This is a genomic window from Nocardioides sp. Root151 (assembly GCF_001427925.1).
Lineage (GTDB): Bacteria > Actinomycetota > Actinomycetes > Propionibacteriales > Nocardioidaceae > Nocardioides.
The window spans coordinates 822,955-846,600 of record NZ_LMGG01000007.1 but is presented as its reverse complement, the minus strand read 5'-3'; the positions used below and the strand labels follow the sequence as shown (position 1 = coordinate 846,600).

Below are 23,646 nucleotides of genomic sequence, written 5' to 3'. Positions count from 1 at the left end.
AACTTCTGCAGCCCCGGCCGGTTCCGTTCTAGCGTCCCTGCATGACTCAGATCTCGGCTGAACCCTCCACGCGCTATGTCATCGCGGCCATGTCGACCCGCTTCTGGCTCTACGTCCTCGACAGCCTGTTGCTGGTGCCGGTGAACCTGCTCCTGCTGTTCGCCACAGTCCTCCTGCCGACCCCGGTGGCACTGGCCGTCAGTTTCCTGGCGGTGCCGCTGTGGTTCGCCCTCTGGTGGCGGGGGCTCTCCGCCACCCCGGCAAAGATGCTGTGCCGACTCTCGATCCAACCAGCCCTGGGGCCGGGCAGGCTGACCTGGTCAGTGATCCTGCGTCGGCTCGCCGCACAAACGGGCGTCCCCTACGTGATCAGCACGGTGGCACTGCTCCCCGCGTCAGCGGAGGAACTGGAGAGCGGGTCAGGCTGGCTGCTCCTGGCCGTCGTGGCCAGCTGGAGCTGGATCCTCGTCGACTGCCTGTGGGCACTGGGCAATCCCCAACGCCAGGCCCTGCACGACAAGTTCGCCGGCACGGTCGTGGTCGAGCGGATCAGGCGGTGAGCGGCGCGATCCCGCGGCGCAGCGCCCGCCGGTGCCATGCCCAACACACCACGCCGAGCACCACGAAGACGAAGGAGGTGAGAGCGAAGCCCAGCGCCGTGCCGCCGACGTACGGCGTGACGGCGACGGCCACCACCGCGTTGAAGACCAAGGTCACGAACGTGGCGCCCGACATCACCGCACCGCGTCGGGTCGGCAGCAGGTCGAGCATCATCAGCTGCACGATCGGGTAACCCAGGCCGTTGCCGAACGCCACAGCGGCCAGGCCCACCACGGCCCACGGCAGCTCGGAGCCCAGGCTGGTCAGTGAGACCAGCACGCCGACTGCGGCACCGACGAGGGCGATCCCGAACCCCACCGTCACCAGTTGCACGGGCTCGATGATCCCCGCCGTACGACCGCTGACCCACGAGCCGGCAACCATCGCGCCGATCATCGGCACGAAGAGCTTCCAGAAGTCCAGCTCACCCTGGCCGAGCACGTCGACCACGAAGATCGCGGCGCCGCCGATGTAGAGGAACTGCGCCCCGAAGACGAAGGTCCCGGCCCAGGCGACGCGGTGGAATGACGGCTGGCGCACGACCTCGCCAATGCCGCGCAGGATCTCCCCGACCCGCAAGGGCACACGCGCGGAGGGCGGGTGCGTCTCGGGGAGCACGAAGAGGGTCGCCGCGATCAGCACCAGGCCGAGCACGCCCATGAACCAGAAGACGAGGTGCCACGGACCGAGCTGGAGCAGGGCTCCCCCGACGATCGGCGCGATCGCGGGAGCAAGTCCGAAGATCATCGCCACGCGACTCATCAGCCTCTGCGCCTGCGGCCCCTCGAACACGTCGCGGATGACCGTGCGGCTCACGATCGTCGAGCCACCGGCCGAGAGTCCCTGCACGGCGCGACCGACCAGCAGCCACCCGAGCGAGGGGGCCAACGCACAGCCGACCGACGCGACGACGTACACACTGACCGAGCCGATGATCACCGGCCTGCGGCCGACCGCGTCCGAGAGCGGGCCGTGGAAGATGCTCATCGCCGCGAACGACAGCATGTAGACGGTGACGACCAGCTGCAGCTGGTCAGGCCCGACCTCGAACTCGTCGCGCATCTGGTCGAACGCCGGGAAAGGCGTGTCGATGCTGAACGGGCCGATCATGCTGAGCATCGCCAGCACGATCGGCAGCGCGACCAGGACCCTCGCGGAGCGGGGATCGAGGGCTGGCGTCACCCGTGGAGTATCCCCGAGCCCACTCGGGCGCACAGGATCAGGGGTGCCGCGCGACCTACTGCACGCGCTCATTGATCGGTCACCGGGCACTTCCCATCACAACGTGGTGGATCACCCGCACCTGGTGCGTGTGATCCACCACGTTGTGGCCACCCCCGAGTCAGAGGTTGCCGCGGGCGTCCTGCTCTCGCTCGATCGCCTCGAACAGCGCCTTGAAGTTGCCCTTGCCGAAGCCGAGCGAGCCGTGCCGCTCGATGAATTCGTAGAACACCGTGGGGCGGTCGCCCATCGGCTTGGTGAAGATCTGGAGCAGGTAGCCGTCCTCGTCGCGGTCGACCAGGATCTTGCGCTTCTTCAGCTCCTCGATCGGCACCCGCACCTCGCCGATCCGGCTGCGCAGCTCGGGGTCGTCGTAGTAGGAGTCAGGGGTGTCGAGGAACTGGATGCCGTTGTCGCGCAGGATGTCGACGCTGCGCAGGATGTCGTTGGTGGCCAGCGCGATGTGCTGGCAGCCGGCGCCGTCGTAGAACTCGAGGTACTCGTCGATCTGCGACTTCTTCTTCGCGATCGCGGGCTCGTTGAGCGGGAACTTCACCCGGTGGTTGCCGCTGGCCACGACCTTCGACATCAGCGCCGAGTAGTCCGTGGCGATGTCGTCACCGATGAACTCGGCCATGTTCGTGAAGCCCAGCACCTTGTTGTAGAACGTCACCCACTCGTCCATGTGGCCGATCTCGACGTTGCCCACGCAGTGGTCGATGGCCTGGAAGAGTCGCTTCGGGTGGCCCTCGCGACGGGCCACGGTCGTGGACCGCGCCACATAGCCGGGGAGGTACGGGCCGTCGTACTTCGAGCGGTCGATCAGCGTGTGCCGGGTCTCGCCGTACGTCGCGATGGCAGCGAGCCGCACCGTGCCGTGCTCGTCGGTCTCGTCGTGCGGCTCGACCAGGACCGTGGCGCCCTGGGCGCGCGCGTGCTCGATGCACTTGTCGACGTCGGTGACCTCGATGGCGAGGTCGACCACACCGTCGCCGTGCTTGCGGTGGTGCTCGAGCACCGGGCTGCCCGGCGTGACGCCGCCGGTGAACACGAAGCGGGCCGAGCCGGAGCGCAGCACGTAGGACTTCGAGTCGCGGCAGCCGTTCTCGGGGCCTCGGTAGGCCTCGAGCTCCATGCCCAGTGCGAGCTGGTAGAAGGTCGCGGTCTGGGTGGCGTTCCCGACCACGAAGCACACGGCGTCCTGGGCCACCACGGGGAACGGGTCGCTCGACGCGTCGTACTCGACGAGACCCACGAGCTGCTTGAGCTGGTCGAGGGTGAGGTCGGCCTTGAGTTCGTCGGCGGTCAGCGCGCCGCCGGTGGAAGCAGTCGTAGTCATGGGTTCAGCCTGTCCATCAGCGACAAGATGTGCAACAGTACGTCGAAACACTGTGCATGTTGTCCAGAAGGAGCGTAGCGATGGACAATCTCGATGCCACATTGATCGATCTCTTCGCCCGGGAGCCGCGGGTCGGCGTACTCGAGGCCTCTCGCCGGCTCGGCGTCGCGCGCGGAACCGTGCAGGCGCGACTCGACAAATTGGCCTCGAGCGGGGTGGTCACCGGCTGGGGGCCGGACCTCGACCCGGGGGCGCTCGGCTACCCGGTGACCGCGTTCCTGACCCTCGAGATCCGCCAGGACAACATCGACCTCGGCGGCCACGACAGCGTGGCCCGCAAGCTGGAGCAGATCGCGGAGGTGCTGGAGGCGTACACGATCACCGGGGCCGGCGACATGTGGGTGCGCGTGGTGGCGCGCTCCAACGCAGACCTCCAGCGGGTCATCGACCGAGTGCTGGCCGACCCCGCGATCGTCCGCTCCACCACGGTCATCGCCCTGGCCGAGCAGATCCCCTTCCGCGTCCTCCCCCTCACCCGAACCGTGGATTCTTGATGCGCGAACCGTGGATCATTGATGTCCGAGCCGTGGATCCTTGCGCTGGGCCATCAAGAACCCACGGTTCGAGGCGCAAGAACCCACGGTTGGCGCATCAAGAACCCACGGTTGGCGCTGGTCAGGCGAGGCGGGTGGCGACCTCGGCAGCGGCAGCGGCGACCCGCGGGCCGACCTTCTCGACGTCGAGGGCGCCCAGGGTGACGATGCCGACCGAGGCCTCGAGACCGTCGACACCGCGGACGGCGGCGGCGATGCCCTTGGCGCCGGCCTGCAGCTCCCCCGCCGTGACGGCGTAGCGCGGCGCCGCGGTCTCGCGGCCGAGCAGGATCGCCTTGCCGGCGGCGCCCTGGGAGAGCGGGTGGCGCGCACCGACCCGGTAGGCGACGTGGAAGTCGGTCCACGACGGTTCCACCACGGCCAGGGCCAGCGCCTCCTCGCCGTCGGCGACGGTCAGGTGGGCCGTGCAGCCCGTGCTCTCGGCGAGCTCACGCAGCACCGGGACACTGATGTCGCGCAGCACCGGCTGCACTGCCGAGGCGAGGTGCAGTACGCCGAGCCCGACGTGCAGCCGGCCGCGCGCGTCACGGCGGACCAGCGCGTGCTGCTCGAGGGTGGCCACCAACCGGTAGACCACGGTGCGGTTGACCTCGAGCCTGGCAGCGAGCTCGGTGACGGTGAGTCCCGCCTGGTTCTGCGAGAGGACCCGGAGCACGTGGAGGCCACGATCGAGGGTCTGGGAAGTCTCGGTGGCCATGCGCTGAGCCTAGCCGTGCACGACCGTGGAGTGCACGGCGTGGCGAGGCGCGTCGAGCAGCCGCGCGGCTGAGGAACGAAGCCGCGACCGGCGTGTCGAGACACGAGTCCACGCCATCAGGACGACTTGCGGACGGCCCACTCGCGCAACGTGTCGATCCTCTTGTGCAAGACGTCGGCCGTCGCGACGGCCGCAGCCGGTCCGCCGGTCTCCTTGCGCAGTGCCGCATGCGTGACGCCGTGCGGCTGACCGGTGCGGTGGAACCACGCGGCCACGAGCCCGTTGAGCTCGCGGCGCAGGATCGCCAGCTGCTCGTGCGTCGAGACCTGGGCGATGCTGTCGCCCTCGGCCGGCTTCGGCTTCTTCGTCTTCGCGGCCCGCTCGGACTGCCGGGTGCGCAGCAGGTCGCGCACCTGGTCGGGCTCGAGCAGCCCCGGGATGCCGAGGAAGTCCATCTCCTCCTCGGAGCCGACGCTGACCTCGCCCTCATGGCCGAACTCACCGCCGTCGTAGAGCACCCGGTCGAAGGTGGCCTGCGAGCCGAGCGCCTCCCACGGGCCGAGCGCCTCGTCACCCGAGGCCGACTCGGCGGCGTTGGCCTGGTTCATCAGGTCTTCCTCGGCGGCGAACATGTCGTCCTCGTCGGTGACCTTGCGGCCCAGCACGTGGTCGCGCTCGACCTCCATCTCGGAGGCGTGCACCAGCAGGTTGGGCGCCGAGGGCAGGAACACCGAAGCGGTCTCACCGCGGCGGCGGGCACGCACGAAGCGGCCGACGGCCTGGGCGAAGAACAGCGGGGTGGAGATCATCGTCGCGTAGACGCCGACCGCCAGGCGCGGCACGTCGACACCTTCGGAGACCATCCGCACCGCGACCATCCAGCGGTCCTCGGAGTCGGTGAACGTGGAGATCTTCTTCGACGCAGCCTTCTCGTCGGAGAGTACGACGGTCGGCGCCTCGCCGCTGATCGCCTTGAGCAGCTTGGCGTAGGCGCGGGCGGAGTCCTGGTCGTTGGCGATCACGAGGCCGCCGGCGTCAGGCACGTGGCGGCGTACCTCCGAGAGCCGCCGGTCGGCGGCCTGGAGCACCGAGGGCATCCAGGACCCCTGCGGGTCGAGCGCGGTGCGCAGCGCCTGGGCGTTCTGGTCCTTGGTGAGCGGCTCTCCCAGCCGGGCGGAGATCTCGTCGCCCGCGCGGGTGCGCCACTGCATCTCGCCGGAGTAGGCCATGAACAGCACCGGCCGGACGACGTGGTCGGCCAGCGCCTGCCCGTAGCCGTAGGTGTAGTCGGCCACCGACACCATCGCGCCCGGACCCAGCTCGGGAGCGGGCACGTAGGTGACGAACGGGATCGGGTTCGTGTCGGACCGGAACGGCGTACCGGTCAGGGCCAGGCGGCGGTGCGCCGGCTCGAACGCCTCGCGTACGCCGTCACCCCACGAGAGCGCGTCCCCGGCGTGGTGCACCTCGTCGAGGATGACCAGCGTCTTGAACCGCTCGGTGCGGATCCGGTGGGCCAGCGGGTTCACCGCGACACCGGCGTAGGTCAGCGCGATGCCGACGTAGTCCTGGGAGGTCTTGCCCTGACCGGCCGAGTAGTTCGGGTCGATCGGGATGCCGGCCCGCGCGGCCGCCTCGGCCCACTGGGTCTTGAGGTGCTCGGTCGGCGCGATGATCGTGATCCGGTCGATGACGCGTCGGCCCAACAGCTCGGCGGCCACGGTCAGCGCGAACGTGGTCTTGCCGGCGCCGGGCGTGGCCACTGCGAGGAAGTCACGTGGAGAGGCCGAGAAGTACTTCTCGAGTGCCGCCGACTGCCAGGCACGCAGCGACTGGGCGGTCCCCCATGCGGCACGCTCCGGCCAGGCCGGAGTCAGTGCTGCGGGTGGGACGGCCTCGGGGGGCCGTCCCGTCACTCGGAATCCCCGCCGTGGGGCAGGCTCTCCCAGATCTCCTTGCACTCGGGGCAGACCGGGAACTTCTCCGGCGACCGGCTGGGCACCCAGGTCTTGCCGCACAGCGCAGTGACCGGCGTGCCCATGACCATGGCCTCCATGACCTTGTCCTTCGGCGCATAGTGCGAGAACCGCTCGTGGTCACCCTCGTCGGTCGGGACCGTGCGACGGTCCTCGAGAACGTCTGTCTGGCTGAATCCGATCGGGTTGCTCACGCCCACCACTGTAGATCAGAACTCAGTTCAGCAAGGGGTCGACCGGACGTGTTGAGACCCACGCCATGGCTCCGGGCTGTCGTCGCAGCACGTCGCGGCGCAGGGTCGTGGTGTCCTCCCGGAACAGGTCGGAGGCCAGCGCCGGTACGACGTACCAGCTGCCCTCGGCGATCTCGGCCTCGAGCTGGGAGGCGCCCCAGCCGGCGTACCCGGCGAAGACCCTGAGCTCGGCCACGCTGCCCTCGATGAGCTCCACCGGCGAGTCGAGGTCGATCAGGCCGATGTCGGCGAAGGACCCGCGGAACCCGACGGGCTCGTCGTCGGCATCGGCGAGCTGGGCGACAGCAAGTGCGCCGTCGGCACCGACCGGCCCGCCCGAGAAGAGGACGCCGGGATCGCTCGCCACATCAGCCCAAGGAGAGAGGACGTCGCCGATCATCACCATGGACGGCCGGTTGAGTACGACGCCCAGTGCGCCGTCGCCATCGGCGTCGATGAGCAGCACCACGGAGTCGGCGAAGTTCGGGTCGAGCAGCTCGGGGCTGGCCACCAGCAACATTCCGGCTCTCGGGTCCATGCCCCCAATGTAGACAAGCCGAAATGAAGACAGGCCCCGGGCCGACGCGGGGAGGGAGGGAGATGCGGAAGGGAGGTCCGCGGGTGCGTCGACACCGGGGTCTGTCTGTCAGGGGGCGGCCGTCAGGCCGCGAGCGCCGCCCTGATCCGGTCCAGGAAACGGACGTTCCCGGGAGTCGGGTCGGGTTCGGGCAGCTGGTAGCCGTCGCGGGCGGCGGCCTCGATCGCGGCACCCACGCGGGCGCCGTGCTCGTCCACCTCCAGGGCGGAGACGCGTCCGGCCATCACGGCGAGGAGCTGACGCTCCTTGGCGGCGGCTTTGGCCATCGCCTGCGACATCGCCGTGTCGACCGGCTCGGAGCGGTAGTGGTCCTGGATCTCGCGGATCCCGGGCAGTTCGTCGGCCGTGGCACGCCAGGCGGCGATCACGGCTGCCTCGAGGTCCATCGGCTGGTTGGAGAGCTCGCGCTCGATCTTGCCGCTCAGGCGGCTCGACCAGCGGAGCTGGAGTGCGCCCAGCAGGTCGAGCTCGTCACGGAAGGTCTCGGCAACGCCCGGCAGGTCCATCGGGAGGACACCGTCGCGGCGCACACGTACTTCGTCGAACACACGGTGGAGGACGTCCCCACGGTGGTGAAAGGCTTCCCAGGTCATGGTCAAGCTCCTTTCGTTTTCACGTACCGGCGGTACGTACCAAGAGTATGTAACCGACCTTCGGCACGCAAACCGACCACGCCGTGACCTCGGCCACAGGGTCCCGGTCGCGCCGCCCTATGCTGAGCAGATGAGCAAGTCCGCAGCGAAGCGTCTGATCCCGAGCCTCCCGACCCTTCCGGACCTGCCCGGCGCCACCAGGCGCCAGCAGTACTCCTCCAGCACCAAGCGGGCCCTGGTCGAGGCGGCCAGCGAGCTGTTCACCGAGCACGGCTACGGCGGCACGTCCCTGGACGCCATCGTGGCCGAGGCCAAGGTCACCAAGGGCGCGCTCTACCACCACTACAGCGGCAAGCAGGCGGTCTTCGAGGCGGTCTTCGAGCGCATCGAGGCGGAGGCCGCGGCCAGCATCTCCAAGGCGGTCAAGGGCGTGAAGGACCCGTGGGAGAAGGCCGCGGAGGGCCTGCGCGCGTTCCTCTCGGTGGTCCAGGACCCGACGTACCGCCGGGTGGTGATCCAGGAGGGACCCGCCATCCTGGGCTACGAGCGCTTCCGCGAGCAGGAGGAGCGCTCGTCGTTCGCGATCGTGCTCGACGTGGTCAACAACGTGCTCTCCGCGGGCCCCTGGGACCTCGAGCAGCCGATGATCGACACCTTCAGCCGCATCTTCTTCGGCGCCCTGAGCAGCGCCGGCGAAGGAGTCGCGGCCGCCGAGGACCCCGAGGAGGCCAGTGCCCGGGTCGAGGCCGCGATCGGGTTCATGCTGATGGGCCTGCGCTCCCTGGTCGACCAGGGCGTCGAGTTCGTCGACCCGGTCACCGGAAGCAGCAGCGCCCTGGCGGAGTGACCCCCGAAGGGGCCGCTCGACCAGGGCGCCGAAGGGCTGTGCCTACTTGAAGGTGACGTTGCCACCATCGGTCGGGACCAGCTCGATCCAGACGTGACCGGCGGGAATCTTCAGGTCGCCCGCCTTCGTCTTCAGGGTCAGCGCGCTCTCGGCCTTGTTCTTGCTCCACGTGCCGCGCACGGCCTTGCCCTTGTGGAACACGACCGCCTCGCCCTTGCCGTGGAACTTGGTCTCGGGCACGAAGTTGCCTGCCGGGTCGGTGTAGCCGGCGTCGCCGACCTGCACCTTGAGCACGAGCACGGTGTCGGCCAGGAACTCGTCACCGTCGGCGGCGTTGGTGTTCTGGTTGTGGTATTTGCCGCCCTCGAACGCCCAGTTCGTGGTGTGGCCGGCGGAGAACGACGCGGCGACCGACGTGGCGGGCTGACCCTTGGGCAGGTCCTTCTCCTCGCCCCACGGCAGGTAGTCGTCGGGCCGCTTCTCCTCGCCCTTCGACCCTTCCTTGGCGAGCTTGGCCAGGTCGACGAACAGGTTGTACGGCGCGGAGCGTCCGGAGTCGCGGTAGAAACCGGTGGCACCCTCCTGGTGGAACTTGATGCCCGCCTGGGTGATCCGGCTGATGGTGACACCGGCCGCACCGCTGGTCACCATCTCGCCGTCGACCGGCGACACGATGCCGATGTCGGAGGCACGCATCGAGCGCACCGGGCCGACGTTGTCGGGGACCTTGGAGTAGAAGAACGACGCCAGGCGCGTGCTGCCGCCCTCGACCAGCTCCTCCACGACCATGTCGGCCGAGCCGAGACCGATCTGGGGCGCGCTGCTGCCGGTGTTGTCGATCTTGACGACGTAGACCGGGTGCTTCTTGCTCGAGGACGCGTCACCCGAGACCTTCTCGCCGGTGAGCGGCCAGGTGCTCTCGAGGACCTCGGCATTGGCGGTGCCCTTCGGATCCTTGGCGTCCTTGTCGTCCTTGTCATCTCCTCCGCAGGCGGTGAGCGTGAGGCTCAGCGCCAGGGCGGCAGCAAGGCCGGTAGTCAGGGAGGGGTGGACACGGCGCACGAAATTCTCCGATCGTCTACAACATTGATTCAGTTTCAAAGTGTGAGGGCGCGGCTCCCGGATTCCGGGGAGGCGCGCCCTCGTGGGACTCAGGTGTCCCTGATCACCGGCCACGCAGGGTGCCGGCGTAGAACGAGGTGGTCCACGCGAGCTCGCGACGGACCCGGGTGCCGCTTCGCGGTGCGCTCAGGATGATGACCTTGCCGTCCTTGCGCCCCACGAAGACCGCAGCATGGTAGACCCGGCCGCCGTTGTGGAAGAACACGAAGTCGCCGCGGCGCAGGTACCGCTTGGCGATGTGGCGGACGAAGGCGTACTGCGCGCTCGACGTACGCGGCATGCCCGCGAAGCCGGCCTTGCGGTAGCTGTAGTAGAGCAGCCCGGAGCAGTCGAACGCCCCTGGCCCGGCGGCGCCGTAGCGGTAGGGGTCGCCGATCTGGTTGGTGGCGACGTTGTAGCCGATCTGCACGCGCTCGGCGCGGGTCAGTGACGCTGCCTCGGCGCTCGGAGCGTCGGCCATGGTGCCGGCCACCAGCATCGACAGGGTCATCAGCGGCAGCACCAGGAGTGCGCGCAGTCGGGCGGTCGTGCGCGGTCTGCGCACGCTGAAGAGGGCAGGCATGGAGGGTTTCCTTTCCCACGCCTGTGAGGTGAGCTGTCGGGTTGGGACTGGAAAGTGTCCTGCCATCGCATGATGACTTCACCCCGAGCGGGACGGCCTCTCGACCGACCTCGCGTGGAACCTGTGGGTCCCCCACTCCTGCCCCTGTGTCCGGGTCACGGGACGCTCCCTGAACGGGGCAGGACTCGGCGTTGTCCGGGAGCGGTGTGTGAAGTTGTGCGCCTTGAGGGTAAGCGCCACCGCCCCCGGAAGTCCCCGAAATGTGACAAACCCCCAAGTCAGCCCAGTTTGGCGCCGCCGTCGACGTACAGCGTCTGGCCGGTGATGTACGACGCCTCGTCGCTGGCCAGGAACGCGGCCGCGGCGGCGATGTCCTCGGGGAACCCGACCCGGCGCACCGGGTTCTGCTCGGCAGCGGCGGCCCGGAAGTCCTCGACGCTCATCTTGACCCGCGCGGCGGTGGCGTCGGTCATCTCGGTGGCGATGAAGCCGGGGGCGATGGCGTTGGCGTTGATGCCGAACGGGCCGAGCTCGATGCCCAAGGTGCGGGTGAAGCCCTGCACGCCCATCTTGGCCGCCGAGTAGTTCGCCTGGCCCCTGTTGCCGAGCGCGGAGACGCTCGAGAGGTTCACGATCTTGCCGTACTTCTGCTCCACGAAGTGCTTCTGCGCGGCCTTGGTCATCAGGAACGCACCCTTGAGGTGGACGCCCATGACCAGGTCCCAGTCCTGCTCGGTCATCTTGAACAGCAGGTTGTCACGGGTGATGCCGGCATTGTTGACCAGGATGTGGATGCCGCCGAGCTCGGTGACGACCCGCTCGACCGCTGCCTCGACGGACTCGGCGTTGCTGACGTCGGCGCCGATGCCGACGGACTTCACGCCCTCGCCGAGCTTGCCGGCCGCCTCGCTGGCCGCGGCCTCGTCGAGGTCGATGATGGCGACTGCCGCACCCTCGTCCGCGAAGCGCTTCGCGGTGGCGAATCCGATGCCGCGTGCGGCCCCGGTGACCACTGCCACCCGTCCGTCAAACCGACCCATGCCCACTCCTGTGACTAGTCAATGCGTGATGCCCGACCGGCCGGAACTGGCGGTCGAGGTTGTCGGGACCACCTTAGGACAGGGCCTCGCGCAGCCTCTCGGCGTACTCCCCCGGCTCGTCGTCGGCGTACTTCGTGCGCGGCCAGAAGAAGCCGCGCAGGCCGTCACCCTTGGTGCGGGGTACGACGTGGAGGTGCAGGTGCGGCACGGACTGCGAGACCACGTTGTTGATCGCGACGAAACTGCCCTGGGCACCGAGTCCTTCGACGACCGCGGTGGCCAGCCGCTGTCCGGCCTCGAGGAACGGGGCGCGCAACCGGCCCGGCAGGTCGGGCAGGGTCACGACGTGCTCCTTCGGCACCAGCAGCATGTGGCCCTTGAACACCGGTCGCTGGTCGAGGAAGGCGAGCAGGTCGCTGGTCTCGAGCACGACCTCGGCAGGGGTCTCCCCCGCCACGATCGCGCAGAACGTGCAGGACATCGAGGCGCCCCTTCTTCCGGATTCCACCGATGCTACGGTGCTTGCCATCTACAGCCATGGGGCTGGGCCGGACCTCCGCGAACTGATCAGTCGCCGAGCAGGACCGGTTTTTCATCTCGATCGATCCATGCCTGCGCCGGTCGTGTTCTCGCCTGGGCCGCGGCGGCTGCGCACACGCTGCCCACGGGCACACATCTGAACAGCGACACAGGAGGCGACATGGACGGGTTCGAATCGGCCCAGTTCAGCATCCCCCTCATCATTTTCCTGCTGGTCTTCTTCTACGGAGGGACCTTCTGGATCTCGTTGAGAATCGGAAAGAAGCAGGAGAACGCCGACGGCTACATGACCGCCGGCAACAACATCGGGTTCGGGATCTCCGCGGGCAGCATGACCGCAACCTGGATCTGGGCCGCCTCGATGTACGCCGCGGCAACGTCAGGATTCACCTACGGCATCTCGGGCCCCATCCACTACGGGCTCTGGGGTGCGCTGATGATCCTGTTCATCTACCCCTTCGGGAAGCGGATCCGCTCCGTCGCGCCGCGCGCCCACACCCTCGCCGAAGTGATGTACGCGCGCCACGGGCGTTCCAGCCAACTGTTGCTCGCCGGCTCGAACCTGGTCGGCAGCCTGATCAGCCTGATGTCGAACTTCATCGCCGGTGGCGTGCTGATCTCGCTGCTCTCGCCATTCAACTTCACGCAGGGCGTGATCATCGTGGCCTTCGGGATCCTGCTCTACACCCTGTGGTCGGGCTTCCGCGCCTCGGTGCTCACCGACTTCGTGCAGGTGCTGGGCATGCTCGGCGCCGTTGTCGTCATCGTGCCGTTCATCTTCTTCGCCGCCGGCTTCCCGGCGATGTTCGAGACGGGCGCGAGCAACCTGACCCCGCAGCAGGGCACCTTCTTCTCCAGCGACGCCTTCCTCAACCAGGGAGCCCCCTACATCGCAGCGGTACTCGCCTACGCGATCGGGAACCAGACCATCGCCCAGCGACTCTTCGCCGTCCGTGAGGACCTGATCAAGCCGACCTTCGTGACCGCGACCATCGGCTACGGCTCGATGGTGATCGGCGTCGGCATGCTCGGTGTGCTCGCGCTCTACCTGGGTCTCGAGCCCAGCGGTGGCAACGTCAACAACCTGATCCCGCAGATGGCAGCCGAGTACCTCCCCACCGCGCTGCTCGCGGTGTTCTTCCTGATGATCATCGGCGCGCTCTCCTCGACCGCCGACTCCGACCTGGCCGCAATGGCCTCGATCGTGATGACCGACGTCTACGGACAGAACGTGGCCGGCAAGGACCGCGCCAACCCCAAGGTGATGCTCCTGATCGGTCGGGTGACCATGGTGCTCGCCACCGCACTCGGTGTGATCTTCGCCAGCTTCCAGCTCGACATCCTCGACCTGCTCGTCTTCGTGGGTGCCCTGTGGGGTGCGTTGGTGTTCCCGGTGATCGCCAGCTTCTACTGGAACAAGGTCACCAACACGGCGTTCACCACGTCGGTCCTCGTCGCCCTGGCGGTGTTCCTGCCGGTGAGGTTCGAGTGGATTCCGTTGACCGGGGCCTTCGGACTGGGGGTCGAGGTCCTTTCCGTGGTCGGCGTCGGTGTCGTCCTGGGCCTGATGTGCTTCGGCTTCTTCGGACTCCGCCCGGCCATGGGCGTCGGAGTGGTGGCGGCCATCGTGTCGGCGCCGTTCGTGATCGGTTTCCTGCGCGACTACGCCACCCTGAGCGGCTCACTCGTGGCGTACGCCGTCAGCACCATCGTCTGCTGGGCGATGTCGCGATCCTCCGACGTGGAGTTCGACTTCGCCGAGATCGACAAGGTGGTCGGCGACTTCGACGACTCGGACACCGCCGTCGGCGCCGTACCGGCAGCGCGTCGCGACGACGACCTCGACCCGACCCACTGACCAGGAGGAACCATGCACAGCATTCTCATGACCGTCTACGTGCTCGTCTGGCCGTTGCTCTCCGGCATCGTGCTCTTCGTGATCACGTCCGGCTTCATCAAGGAATGGCGTGAGGCTCGCCGCGAGGGCCGCGACCTGATCTGAGGAGAGGTCGCGGACGCGGGGGTCAAGGCTTGCGGCCCACGCCGCCCTCGAGCAGGCCGAGGACGATCAGCGCCACCACGCAGGCGGCGACGAAGCCCCACACGTCGAGGTGGTTCCAGTCCTCGCCCCGCAGGACGTTGGCGCCGACTCCGCCGACGACGGCACCCGCGACACCCACCGGAACGGTCAGCATGACCTGGGGGTCACGGATGCCACCGGCCAACGTGCGGGCGAGCACTCCGAGGATGAGCCCAGCAAGCAGGAACGCGATCATGGCAGGAATCTAGTGCCACAAAAGCCTCAGATCAGTGACATTCGCCCACACAACGCGGAGCAATCCGGCCCGACGAGGAGTAGGCGTCGAAGTGCTGGGTGTCGTCATTGCCGTAGGTCCAGCGCAGGTTGTGGCGGCGCATCAGCTGGACGACGGGGTGGGTCGAGCTGCGCCACGAGACCCGCGGGTGCGGGTGGTACTGCCACCACGAGTTCGGCACCAGCCCGGTGCGCGAACGGTAGGGGTTCTCCCAGGTGTTGACGTCGACCGCGGTGCCGTAGGAGTGCGGCGAGCGCACCCCCGGGTTGTTGACCACGCTGCGGCAGTTGAACGCCGAGGTGTTGCCGGCCGCCATGGACTTGTGGTCGTCGCCGCCACGCACGGCGTCACTCCAGCCGAACCGGTCCACGCGGTACATCGCCCGGATCGGGTGCTTTCCGTCGTACATCTCCTTGAACGCCGCCCCGACGTTGCCGGCCACGCGCGCGTTCACGACGATCTCGCCGCGCCGGCGGTAGCCGTCGTACGCCCAGTAGTTGACGCGGATCAGCCGCAGGCTGGACCGCCCGACCGGGCAGCCGGAGTGCCACGTGACGCCGACCATCTGGCGCCACACGGCGTCGGGGATGGTGCTGATCGTGACCGCGGCGCCCGCGCGGGTGGCCCGTGGCTGGGCCGGGAGCTTGATCCGGGGGTACGGCGCGCCGGCGGGCATCGTGAACGGGACGCCGGGCGGCCGGTTGTCGACCTTGCGGGTGCCGCTGATCGCACCCTTCACCCACGAACGGGTGATCCCGACCGCGCGCCAGGCGCTGTCGGTGCGGACCTTGAAGTTCCAGGCGCCCCTGCCTTCGGCGTTGGTGATGACGGTCTTGCGGGCCACCCAGCGGGTGCCGACCTTCTGCTGGATGCGGACCGAACCGCGGATCGGTACGCCGCCGGGCGTGCGCCACAGCACCTTGAAGGCGGCGTACGTCTCGTCCACCACCCGCAACGGAGCGGAGAAGCCCATCCGGCTGTCCCGGCGCAGCAACGTGATGGTGCGGGCAGCCGAGGCGGAGGCTGCGTACGTCGCGTCACCGGCGTAGCGGGCCCGGAAGACGTTGTCGGCGACGGTGCGGCTCATCGTCGCCGGCACGGTGACGTGGCCGTCGGCACCTGTCACGGCGTTCGCGACCGGCTGCCACACCCCGCCGATCCGGCGATCGACGGTGACCGCTCCGGTCTCGACCGGAGCGCCGCCGGTGGCCTTGACCGCCACGTCGAGCGCGACGGTCTGGCCCTCGTAACGGGCCGGCCCGGCGAGGGTGGTCGTGGTGGCGACCAGGGCGGCCTCGTCCGCGGAGGCCATGGCCGGCAGCGAGAACAGTCCGACGACCATCCCGAGCAGGACGACGATTCTGGCGATGCGCATGGATCTCCCCGTGTCAGGCGAAGCCGAGTGTGATGGGCCCGACCATTGTGGACGACCCCTCACTGCTCCAGACGTAACTCGACGGCGATGCGTTGCGTCGATGGGCAAAAGAAATGCACAACGTGGTGGATCACGGGCACTTGGTGCCTGCGATCCACCACGTTGTGGGTGTCAAGAGGTGAACGGTGGAGCTGGCGGGAATCGAACCCGCGTCCTCGAGCGCCGAACCAGGTCTTCTCCGGGTGCAGTCCGTGTTGTCGCTTTTCTCGGCCCCGGCGCTCGCACAGACACGTCGCCGACAGGCCCAGTCACGGAAAAGTCCCGATCAACCGCCATGACACGGATTGATCAGCAAGCCTTCTAGATGAGGTCAGGCTCCGGGACGAAGGCAGATGCCCGGTCTGACCCTTCGATCACTGCTCAGGCAGCGAGAGCGAAGTCGTTGCGGTTTGAGTTGGCAACTATGGTTTTCCAGCGATCGTTTACGAGATGACGCTGGCTTCTCGACCCGCTTCCCCTGGAACTAACGTCCCAAGTCGAAACCGATCAGCCCCTCTTGAGTTGTACTACCCACAACCATATCGACTGTGCGGTTCATTCCCCAATGGGGTTTGCGTCGATGAGCTCCGCGGCGTTGTGCCACAGCACCCTGCGCAACCAGTCGTCCCCCAGCCCGGGGTGTCGCTCTCCGAGTCGCTCGAGCGCGTCGACCTGGTGCGCGTAGGGGTAGGGGATGTTGGGGAAGTCGGAGCCGAGCAGCACCTTGTCGGCCAGGTCCGCGAGCCGCGGCAGCAGCCCGGGCGGGTAGCGGCCGCCCATCTCCTCGAAGAACTCGGTGAACGCCATGGTCGTGTCGAGACGCACGTTGTCGTAGCGCTCGGCCATGGAGAGGAACTCGGCGTACTCCGGTGCGCCCATGTGGGCCATCACCAGGGCGAGGTCGGGGTGCCGCCGCAGGAGCTCCTCGACCGGACCGGGGCCGGTGAACTCGGTGGGCACCGGGCCCGAGCCGGCGTGCAGCACGATCGGCGTCCGGGCCTCGGCCAGCACGCCCCACGCCTCGTCGAGGAGTGGATCGGTGACGTGGAAGGCACCCACCTGCACGTGCACCTTGAACAGCTCCACCCCGGCCTCGATCCGCTTGCGCACGTAGGCCGCCGCGCCCGGCTCCGGGTAGAAGGTGCCGCACCGGAGTGCCTCGGGGTGCCGATCGGCGAAGCCGGCGGACCACTCGTTGAGGAACTCGGCCATGTCCGGCTTGTGCGCGTAGGCCAGCGCCGAGAAGCGGCGTACGCCGAACGACCGCAGCGTCTCGACGAGCACGTCGTCGTCGTCGCGGTAGGTCAGCGGCCACGGCCGACCGATCAGAGGGCCGGCGGAGTCGAAGACCGCCCGCACCTTGGCCATCACCTGCGGGGGCAGGAAGTGCGTGTGGATGTCGAAGAAGCCGGGGATGCCGAGGCGGGTGCAGGTGGTCTCGAGGCGGATTCGTTCCTCGCCCTCCTCGACCACCGAGGGATCGCTGCTCATCCCATGCCCTTCAACCGGCGGCCTACCTCGATCTCCTTCTCACGGTTGGCCTGGCGCTCGGCGATGGTGTTGCGCTTGTCCCACGACTTCTTGCCCTTGGCCAGGGCAATCTCGACCTTCGCGCGGCCGTCCTTGAAGTAGAGCGAGAGCGGCACCACCGTGAAGCCCTTCTCGTTGACCCGGCGCTCGATCTTGTCGATCTCGATCCGGTTGAGGAGCAGCTTGCGCTTGCGCCGCGAGGCGTGGTTGGTCCAGTTGCCCTGGGAGTACTCCGGGATGTGCACGTTGTGCAACCACACCTCGCCGTTGTCGACCTCACAGAAGCCGTCGACCAACGAGGCCCGGCCCATGCGCAGGGACTTCACCTCGGTGCCGACCAGCACCATGCCGGCTTCGTACGTCGTGTCGATGTGGTAGTCGTGGCGCGCCTTCTTGTTCTGCGCGACCACCTTCGTGCCCTGCTCCTTGACCATGGGGACAGTCTCTCAGGAGCGGGCAACCGCGTTACATCCAGTTCATCGGATCGGTCGGCGAGCCGTTGACCATCACCGTGAAGTGCAGGTGGCAGCCGGTCGACCAACCGGTGGTGCCGACGTAGCCGATCACCTGGCCGCGGGTGACGTGCGAACCGACGCCCACGGTGTAGGACGTGGCGTGGTTGTAGATCGTGGCCAGACCGACGCCCCGCACGTGACCGTTGTCGATGATCAGTCGGTTGCCCCACGCGGTCTGGTAGTAGCTCTCGATCACGGTGCCGTCCGCGGCGGCGTACAGCGGCTGGCCGCACCCGGCGCCGAAGTCGGTGCCGTCGTGGAGCGAGTAGTAGCCGTAGATCGGGTGCACGCGATAGCCGTACGACGAGGTGACCGGGCCGTTGACCGGGTAGCTCAGGTAGCCACCGGAGCTGGTGGGCGGGCCGGAGTTGCCGGACTTCTTCGCGGCCGCGGCGGCACGCGCCTTGAGCATCGACTCGATGCGGTTCTGCTCCTGCTCGAGCTTCTCCAGCTCCTTCAGGTCACGCGCCTTCACCCGGGACGCGACGGACCGGGCGCTGGACCGCTTGCCGACCAGGCTGCGCACGGAGGCGGCCTGCTGCTCGGCACGCGTCTCGAGCTCCTGCTTGACACGCAGGTTGGCCGCGGCCGCCTCACGCAGCTCCTTCACGGAGTCGCGCTTGTCGGCGAGGTTGTCCTTCTTCACCTTGAGCAGCACCTCGGCGACCGTGAAGTCGGTGAGCTGGCCGTTCTCCTCGTCGACCACCGCGCTGGTGGTCTCGAGCGTGCGGCTCACCTCGTCGAGGTCCTCCGCACGCAGGATGGAGGAGACCTGCTGCAGCTGCGGGTCGCCGTACTCGTAGTTGTCGGCGAGCTGGTTCGAGACGACCACCCGCTGGCCCTCGACAGCCTCACGGCCGTCGGCCAGCTCGGCCTTCGCGGTGTCGAGATCGGCGACCGCCTTCACGAGGGCGGCCTGGGCGGCCCGGTCCTTCACGCGTGCCGTGGTCAGCTGACCGCGGGTGTCGGCGAGCTCGTTTCGGGCCGACGTGAGCTGTGCCCGCGCCGCGGTCAGTCGGGCGGCGGCCCTGCGCAGCGCCGCGCTCGACTCGTCGAGGTCCTGGTGCGCAGAACTGATGTCCTGCTTGACCCGCCGTTCCTTCTTCTTGAGCTTGTCGTCGTCTGCATGCGCGAGCGGAGCGCAGATCATGCCGATCACCATCAAGGTTGCGGCCACGAGGACCACCAAGCGGTGTCGGTCGTCGCTGGGGAAGGAGCGAACCACCGTAAAAGCCTTCGTTCGGGGAAGTGAACGCCTCGACGTTAGACGACGAACCTCAGACTTTGAGGTATTTGCGGGTCAGTAGGAGAGTCGGAATCACGGTGAGCAGTGGTCCGATGATCGCCACCCATCCCAGGGACTGCAGATATTCGGGCCAGCCGATCCACGGGAGGAACTGGATCTGGTCGCTCAGCTGCTCCTTGACACCGAACTGCATGAACGCCGCCAGGGCTCCACCCGCGAGCACCACGCCGAACAACGCGGTCACCAGCGCCTCCAGGAGGAACGGCAGGGAGATGTAGAGGCTCGAGGCGCCGACCAGGCGCATGATGCCGATCTCGCGGCGTCGCGCGAAGGCGGCCAGGCGGATCGTGTTGGCCACCAGGAGCAGGGCCGCGAAGATCAGGAACCCGGCGATCGCGTAGGACCCGAACTTGAACGTGTCGAGGGTCTTGAAGACCGGCTCCACGATGTCGCGGTTGTCGCGCACGCCGTAGACGCCGTCGAGGCCCTCCACGGCACTGGCGATCCCCTTGTACTTGTCGCGGTCCTTGAGGTCGATCCACACCGAGGAACGCAGCGCCTGGGGACCGATCTTCTTGATCAGGCTGGTCTGCTGGTCGCTCTCGCTGTAGAGGTCGAGGCTCTTCTTGTAGGCCTCGTCCTGCGACTCGACGTGGTAGCCGGAGACCTCGGGGTTCTCGTCGATCACCTTGAGGATCGCGTCCTGCTGGGCCTCGGTGACCTCACCGGAGCACTGCGGGGTGCGGGAGTTCTCGTTGCACAGCGAGACGATGATCTGGTTCAGGTCGCCGAAGCGCTGCTCGGCCTTGTCGGCCTCGGCGTTGAGCAGGAAGCCCATGCCCACCAGCGTCAGCGAGACGAAGAGGGTCAGGACGACGGCGATGTGCATGGTCAGGTTGCGGCGAAGGCCCTGGACGAGCTCGGAGAAGACATGGCGAAGCTGCATGAGTGTGAGCCCCTCTCAGTTCTGGTAGCCGTAGATGCCACGGGCCTGGTCGCGGACGACGCGGCCGTCCTCGAGCTCGATCACCCGCTTGCGCATCTGGTCGACGATGCCGGCGTCGTGCGTGGCCATCAGCACCGTGGTGCCGGTGCGGTTGATCCGGTCCAGCAGCTTCATGATGCCGACGGAGGTGTTCGGGTCGAGGTTTCCGGTGGGCTCGTCGGCGATCAGGATCATCGGCCGGTTCACGAAGGCGCGGGCGATCGCCACGCGCTGCTGCTCACCACCGGAGAGCTCGTCGGGGAGGCGGTCCTCCTTGCCGTCGAGGCCGACCAGCTCCAGGGTCTCGGGCACCAGCTCGTTGATCTGGGCGCGCGACTTGCCGATCACCTGCAGGGCGAAGGCGACGTTCTCGGCGACCGTCTTGTTCTGCAGCAGGCGGAAGTCCTGGAAGACCGTGCCGATCTGGCGGCGCAGCCGGGGCACCTTCCAGCCGGCGAGGCGGCTGATCTCCTTGCCTGCGACGTAGACACGCCCTTCGGAGGCGCGGTACTCGCGGAGGATGAGGCGCAGGAAGGTCGACTTGCCGGAGCCGGACTGGCCGACGAGGAAGACGAACTCACCCTTCTCGATGTCGACGGACACCTGTTCAAGGGCTGCGCGGGCCTGGCCCGGGTAGGTCTTGGAGACCTTTTCGAAGCGAATCACTGGACGGAGTCTAGGTGACAGGCCAAGCAGAACTGGTAAGTCGGGCTCTCCGCTGTGTCGGCGTACCGGCCGGGCCAGGTCGAAGGCCCGGCCGAACGGCCGGTCGCGAGCTCAGCCGTTGCCCCCGGCCCGGAAGGCGATCCATGCGTCGTTCATGCGCTCCACCTGACCCTCGGTGAACATGTTCATGCAGGAGTCCTGGGTGTAGTCCATGAAGTTGTGGATCGGGTCGAGCCCGGGTGCCGCGCAGGTGTCGGCACCCTCGGGGCAGTCGAACTGCGGGATCGCCTCGCGCGGGGTGTCGGCGACACCGTCACCGCTGGCCGAGCAGGCGCCGGCGAAGGTGTGCTCGAGCATCATCCAGTGACCCACCTCGTGGGTGAGCGTGTCACCGAGGGCGTACTTGCCGGCGGTGCCGCCTGGCATCGACTCGTCGAGCATCACGACGCCGTCGATGTAGTCGCGACCGTCGTTGTAGCCCTTCGGGAAGTAGGCCCATCCGAGCAGCCCGCCGCCGATGTCGGCGACGTAGACGTTCAGGGTCTCGGAGTCGCCCTGGTGGAGCGCCTGCTTCATGTCGCGCTCGGTCTTGCCGGGGGCCACGTGGGCCCACGCCGGGTTGACGGTCCACGTGGTGTCGGTGAGCGCGAAGCGGAACGGCGAGTCGGCGGCGTCGGGGGCGGTGGTGCCGCCGTAGGAGGCGTTGAGCACGTCGACCTGGTCGTCGATCATCGTCTCGAGCCTGGTCTGCTGCTCTGCGGTCGGCGCGGTCTCGGAGATGACGTGGAAGACGGTGTCGATGGTGACCGAACCGTTCGGCATGCGCGGCGAGTCCTTGATGACGCCGTACTTCTTGGCGTCGGACTTGGCGTAGAGGGCGGGCTCCTTGACGGTGGCGCCCTCCTTGACCCTGGCCTGGTCGGGTCGCTCGTCACACTGCTGGACACCGGGTGAGGAGGCGACGGCGGTGCTGGTCGCGACGGCCCCACCGCCGATCAGCGCGAAACTCGCTGCCACCGCAGCAATTGCCAGGAACGTACTCTTCGCCCGCATCTTTTCCTCCAGATCGAATGGTGACGGACTGAACGTACATCGCGGCTCCGCTCGCTGACCACACCTTCGGGTCACGAGAATCAGGTCCGGATAGCGTGACCCCATGCGAACCGTGCCGAGACCCGTCGTGGCCGTGGTGGCGGCGCTCCTCCTGGCCGGCGGACTGGCCGCGTGCAGCGGCTCCGACGACGAACCCGAGGCCGACCCGACCGTGTCGGCCACTCCCCTGTCGGCGTACGACGCCACCGGCGTGGCGATCGCCCGTGCCGACTTCTGCGACCGCATCCCCGACGCCGCCGTCGAGGCCGCGATCGGCAAGGTCGACGACACCACGTACTACGGCAACGGGGACACGGCGACCATCACCGGTGACGTCGAGGACGTCGCCCACGAGTTCAACTGCACCTTCCGTGGCACCTCCGGCGCGCAGGCCAGGGTCTGGGTGTTCGTGCCGACGGTCACGAAGGCCCGGGCGAAGGCACTGGTCGCCGACGCTCGGAGCGCCCGCGGCTGCCGCGGCGTCGACGGGCAGGGCTTCGGCACCCCGTCGACCGGCGTCCTGTGCCGCACCAAGGCGGGCACGGAGGCGTCGTACCGCGGGCTCTTCGTGGACGCCTGGCTGGCCTGCTCGGTCAGCGACCCCGACCGCAAGGCGCCAGCCGGGCCGGCCCTCGAGAAGGCCGGCAACTGGTGCGCGCAGGCCGCCTCGGCGGCGGCCAGCGAGTAATCAGTGGACCGGCCGCCGCGGTGCTGACCGGGACTCTCGTACGACGAGCGCGTCCGGGCGTGTGGAACAGCGTCACCGACTGATCACGGGGCCGGGAACAGCCCGAGGGCCACGAGAAGGGCGGGCAGGGCGACCAGGAGCCCACCCAACAGGATCGGCGCTCCGATGGCGCCCAGCGCCAACTCCTTGTTCCCGAGTCCGGCCCGGCGGGCATAGGACACCGCGAGGACGCCGAACCCGACGGCCGCGAGGGCGAAGAGAGCCACGTACGCGACAGCGGCACCGTCAATCCGGTCGGCATCGCCGGCCTGGCCGGTCAGCATGAGCACCGCCTGCACGAGACTGCCGAGCACGTAGATGCCAGTTGTGGCGAACGCCGCCCACAGCAGCGTGCCGACGACCCCGGGACCCGGGAACCGTGGCCGACGAGCCACCGCCAGCAGCGCCAGCACGGCTCCCCCGACCTTGATCACCGTGACCAACCAGTTCGCCACGGAGAACCCCGAGGCGTAGTCGGCGTACTCCCCGTCGGCGAAGTGGTCGGTGGCCTCGATCCAGACGCTCACCGCGGCGAATCCGACGCACCACACGGTCATCAGCACCCCGACCGCGGTGACGAGTCCTGTGGGCGGTGGGTACGCCGGCCGACGGTCAGCGCGCGTCGACACTGAAGTTGCCCTCGGTGACCGGGAAGAAGGGTGCGGTGCTGGTGCAGGGCGTGACGTCGTGGAAGCCCGTCACCAGCCAGCTCCAGCCGAGGTGGTCACGACGTCCGTGGTCGGAGACCGTGAGCCCCACGCGGCGCCCGAGCTCCTCCCCGGGAATTCCGGCCGCACCGCCCTTGGTGATGATGCCGGTGACCACGGCGACACCGGCGCCGACCATCAGGCAGTCGACGGTGCCGCTGAAGTCGGCGAGCACGGTTCCGTCGGGGCGCACGTGCGTCACGTCGAACGAGCCTGTGGCGGTCCAGGCGGCATCGGACGGCGCGGAGGCCCGCACACGGAAGGACACGATGTCACCCTCGTAACGCGGCAGCTCCAGGGTTCCGCCGCCCGTTCCACTCACCGCGAACGTCCCGGTCCCGGGCCCACGGTCGGCGTGGCCGGCGGACGCGCCGGCATCCAGGACCGGTGCGGCACCCAGGCACAGGCAGAGCGCCGCTCCCCAGATCTTGAGTCTCTTGCGCATCGGATCTCCTCGGATCGTGTGG

The 23,646-nt window shown here is 68.3% G+C and carries 27 protein-coding genes, 1 other RNA gene and 1 riboswitch; of the genes, 6 read left to right on the top strand and 22 right to left on the bottom strand.

Annotated features, from left to right (window positions below; all coding sequences use genetic code 11):
- Nucleotides 1–41: 41 nt before the first annotated feature.
- Nucleotides 42–560 (top strand): RDD family protein, encoded by a 519-nt coding sequence (locus ASD66_RS21540; RefSeq protein ID WP_082563456.1) that lies wholly within the window; start codon nucleotides 42–44, stop codon nucleotides 558–560.
- Here ASD66_RS21540 and ASD66_RS21535 read toward each other — a convergent pair.
- A complete protein-coding gene (locus ASD66_RS21535; protein ID WP_200950141.1) occupies nucleotides 550–1,782 on the bottom strand; it encodes a multidrug effflux MFS transporter in 1,233 nt (410 codons plus the stop codon). The genes ASD66_RS21540 and ASD66_RS21535 overlap by 11 nt on opposite strands.
- Before the next feature lie 160 nt (nucleotides 1,783–1,942).
- Nucleotides 1,943–3,160: a 4-hydroxyphenylpyruvate dioxygenase gene (hppD, locus tag ASD66_RS21530; RefSeq protein WP_056675357.1), complete on the bottom strand. Its 1,218-nt coding sequence runs from the start codon at nucleotides 3,158–3,160 to the stop codon at nucleotides 1,943–1,945.
- Nucleotides 3,161–3,240: 80 nt separating this feature from the next.
- Here hppD and ASD66_RS21525 point away from each other — a divergent pair, with 80 nt between their 5' ends.
- A complete protein-coding gene (locus ASD66_RS21525; protein ID WP_200950140.1) occupies nucleotides 3,241–3,714 on the top strand; it encodes an Lrp/AsnC family transcriptional regulator in 474 nt (157 codons plus the stop codon).
- 121 nt (nucleotides 3,715–3,835) lie between these two features.
- On the opposite strand, the gene ASD66_RS21520 is transcribed toward ASD66_RS21525, so the two are convergent.
- The 5 genes from ASD66_RS21520 to ASD66_RS21500 form a co-directional block, all read right to left on the bottom strand.
- Entirely contained in the window at nucleotides 3,836–4,471 is a 636-nt protein-coding gene (locus ASD66_RS21520) for an IclR family transcriptional regulator (RefSeq protein WP_056675351.1), read from the bottom strand.
- Nucleotides 4,472–4,587: 116 nt separating this feature from the next.
- A complete protein-coding gene (locus ASD66_RS21515; protein ID WP_235530220.1) occupies nucleotides 4,588–6,348 on the bottom strand; it encodes a DEAD/DEAH box helicase in 1,761 nt (586 codons plus the stop codon).
- Nucleotides 6,349–6,383: 35 nt separating this feature from the next.
- A complete protein-coding gene (locus tag ASD66_RS21510; protein ID WP_056679010.1) occupies nucleotides 6,384–6,629 on the bottom strand; it encodes a DUF3039 domain-containing protein in 246 nt (81 codons plus the stop codon).
- Nucleotides 6,630–6,663: 34 nt separating this feature from the next.
- Entirely contained in the window at nucleotides 6,664–7,218 is a 555-nt protein-coding gene (locus tag ASD66_RS21505; RefSeq protein WP_056892181.1) for a YqgE/AlgH family protein, read from the bottom strand.
- Nucleotides 7,219–7,340: 122 nt separating this feature from the next.
- Nucleotides 7,341–7,871, bottom strand: a complete 531-nt coding sequence (locus ASD66_RS21500; protein WP_056675343.1) for a hypothetical protein — start codon at nucleotides 7,869–7,871, stop codon at nucleotides 7,341–7,343.
- Nucleotides 7,872–8,001: 130 nt separating this feature from the next.
- Here ASD66_RS21500 and ASD66_RS21495 point away from each other — a divergent pair, with 130 nt between their 5' ends.
- Nucleotides 8,002–8,718 carry a TetR/AcrR family transcriptional regulator gene (locus ASD66_RS21495; RefSeq protein ID WP_056675341.1) on the top strand — a complete coding sequence of 239 codons (717 nt, stop codon included), beginning with the start codon at nucleotides 8,002–8,004 and terminating at the stop codon, nucleotides 8,716–8,718.
- Between the two features lie 42 nt (nucleotides 8,719–8,760).
- On the opposite strand, the gene ASD66_RS21490 is transcribed toward ASD66_RS21495, so the two are convergent.
- From ASD66_RS21490 to ASD66_RS21475, 4 genes are all read right to left on the bottom strand, one after another.
- Nucleotides 8,761–9,780, bottom strand: coding sequence for a DUF3048 domain-containing protein (locus tag ASD66_RS21490; protein ID WP_056675337.1), 1,020 nt, complete (start codon nucleotides 9,778–9,780; stop codon nucleotides 8,761–8,763).
- A 103-nt stretch (nucleotides 9,781–9,883) separates the two neighbouring features.
- Nucleotides 9,884–10,402 (bottom strand): C40 family peptidase, encoded by a 519-nt coding sequence (locus ASD66_RS21485; RefSeq protein WP_056892180.1) that lies wholly within the window; start codon nucleotides 10,400–10,402, stop codon nucleotides 9,884–9,886.
- Between the two features lie 5 nt (nucleotides 10,403–10,407).
- A riboswitch (cyclic di-AMP (ydaO/yuaA leader) is annotated at nucleotides 10,408–10,603 on the bottom strand.
- A 77-nt stretch (nucleotides 10,604–10,680) separates the two neighbouring features.
- Complete coding sequence (locus ASD66_RS21480; RefSeq protein ID WP_056892179.1) at nucleotides 10,681–11,442, bottom strand: SDR family NAD(P)-dependent oxidoreductase; 762 nt, start codon at nucleotides 11,440–11,442, stop codon at nucleotides 10,681–10,683.
- A 73-nt stretch (nucleotides 11,443–11,515) separates the two neighbouring features.
- Nucleotides 11,516–11,923 carry an HIT family protein gene (locus tag ASD66_RS21475; RefSeq protein WP_056892178.1) on the bottom strand — a complete coding sequence of 136 codons (408 nt, stop codon included), beginning with the start codon at nucleotides 11,921–11,923 and terminating at the stop codon, nucleotides 11,516–11,518.
- Nucleotides 11,924–12,142: 219 nt separating this feature from the next.
- On the opposite strand from ASD66_RS21475, the gene ASD66_RS21470 reads away from it, so the two are divergent.
- Together ASD66_RS21470 and ASD66_RS25450 are read left to right on the top strand one after the other, a co-directional pair.
- Entirely contained in the window at nucleotides 12,143–13,840 is a 1,698-nt protein-coding gene (locus tag ASD66_RS21470) for a sodium:solute symporter family protein (protein ID WP_056892177.1), read from the top strand.
- 12 nt (nucleotides 13,841–13,852) lie between these two features.
- Nucleotides 13,853–13,984 carry a putative transporter small subunit gene (locus ASD66_RS25450; protein ID WP_235530191.1) on the top strand — a complete coding sequence of 44 codons (132 nt, stop codon included), beginning with the start codon at nucleotides 13,853–13,855 and terminating at the stop codon, nucleotides 13,982–13,984.
- Nucleotides 13,985–14,006: 22 nt separating this feature from the next.
- On the opposite strand, the gene ASD66_RS21465 is transcribed toward ASD66_RS25450, so the two are convergent.
- From ASD66_RS21465 to ASD66_RS21430, 9 genes are all read right to left on the bottom strand, one after another.
- A complete protein-coding gene (locus tag ASD66_RS21465) occupies nucleotides 14,007–14,258 on the bottom strand; it encodes a hypothetical protein (protein ID WP_056892176.1) in 252 nt (83 codons plus the stop codon).
- 31 nt (nucleotides 14,259–14,289) lie between these two features.
- Nucleotides 14,290–15,672 carry a M15 family metallopeptidase gene (locus tag ASD66_RS21460; RefSeq protein WP_056675321.1) on the bottom strand — a complete coding sequence of 461 codons (1,383 nt, stop codon included), beginning with the start codon at nucleotides 15,670–15,672 and terminating at the stop codon, nucleotides 14,290–14,292.
- A gap of 183 nt (nucleotides 15,673–15,855) precedes the next feature.
- Nucleotides 15,856–16,226, bottom strand: a transfer-messenger RNA (tmRNA) gene (ssrA, locus tag ASD66_RS24295).
- Nucleotides 16,227–16,266: 40 nt separating this feature from the next.
- Nucleotides 16,267–17,202, bottom strand: coding sequence for an amidohydrolase family protein (locus tag ASD66_RS21455; protein ID WP_082599653.1), 936 nt, complete (start codon nucleotides 17,200–17,202; stop codon nucleotides 16,267–16,269).
- Complete coding sequence (smpB, locus tag ASD66_RS21450; RefSeq protein ID WP_056675319.1) at nucleotides 17,199–17,675, bottom strand: SsrA-binding protein SmpB; 477 nt, start codon at nucleotides 17,673–17,675, stop codon at nucleotides 17,199–17,201. The genes ASD66_RS21455 and smpB overlap by 4 nt, the downstream gene beginning before the upstream one ends.
- Nucleotides 17,676–17,706: 31 nt before the next feature.
- Complete coding sequence (locus ASD66_RS21445) at nucleotides 17,707–18,981, bottom strand: M23 family metallopeptidase (RefSeq protein WP_056892175.1); 1,275 nt, start codon at nucleotides 18,979–18,981, stop codon at nucleotides 17,707–17,709.
- Nucleotides 18,982–19,033: 52 nt separating this feature from the next.
- Nucleotides 19,034–19,948 (bottom strand): permease-like cell division protein FtsX, encoded by a 915-nt coding sequence (gene ftsX / locus ASD66_RS21440; RefSeq protein ID WP_056675313.1) that lies wholly within the window; start codon nucleotides 19,946–19,948, stop codon nucleotides 19,034–19,036.
- Between the two features lie 15 nt (nucleotides 19,949–19,963).
- Nucleotides 19,964–20,653 (bottom strand): cell division ATP-binding protein FtsE, encoded by a 690-nt coding sequence (gene ftsE / locus ASD66_RS21435; RefSeq protein WP_056675310.1) that lies wholly within the window; start codon nucleotides 20,651–20,653, stop codon nucleotides 19,964–19,966.
- Nucleotides 20,654–20,764: 111 nt separating this feature from the next.
- On the bottom strand, nucleotides 20,765–21,706 hold the full coding sequence (locus tag ASD66_RS21430; RefSeq protein ID WP_056892174.1) for a zinc metalloprotease: 942 nt from the start codon (nucleotides 21,704–21,706) through the stop codon (nucleotides 20,765–20,767).
- 103 nt (nucleotides 21,707–21,809) lie between these two features.
- On the opposite strand from ASD66_RS21430, the gene ASD66_RS21425 reads away from it, so the two are divergent.
- The gene (locus ASD66_RS21425; protein ID WP_056892173.1) at nucleotides 21,810–22,433 is read left to right on the top strand and encodes a hypothetical protein; all 624 of its coding nucleotides are present in this window, start codon (nucleotides 21,810–21,812) and stop codon (nucleotides 22,431–22,433) included.
- Nucleotides 22,434–22,516: 83 nt separating this feature from the next.
- Here ASD66_RS21425 and ASD66_RS21420 read toward each other — a convergent pair whose 3' ends face one another.
- Together ASD66_RS21420 and ASD66_RS21415 are read right to left on the bottom strand one after the other, a co-directional pair.
- The gene (locus tag ASD66_RS21420) at nucleotides 22,517–23,101 is read right to left on the bottom strand and encodes a hypothetical protein (protein ID WP_156388839.1); all 585 of its coding nucleotides are present in this window, start codon (nucleotides 23,099–23,101) and stop codon (nucleotides 22,517–22,519) included.
- Nucleotides 23,085–23,624: a hypothetical protein gene (locus tag ASD66_RS21415; RefSeq protein WP_056892171.1), complete on the bottom strand. Its 540-nt coding sequence runs from the start codon at nucleotides 23,622–23,624 to the stop codon at nucleotides 23,085–23,087. The genes ASD66_RS21420 and ASD66_RS21415 overlap by 17 nt, the downstream gene beginning before the upstream one ends.
- Nucleotides 23,625–23,646: the final 22 nt, after the last annotated feature.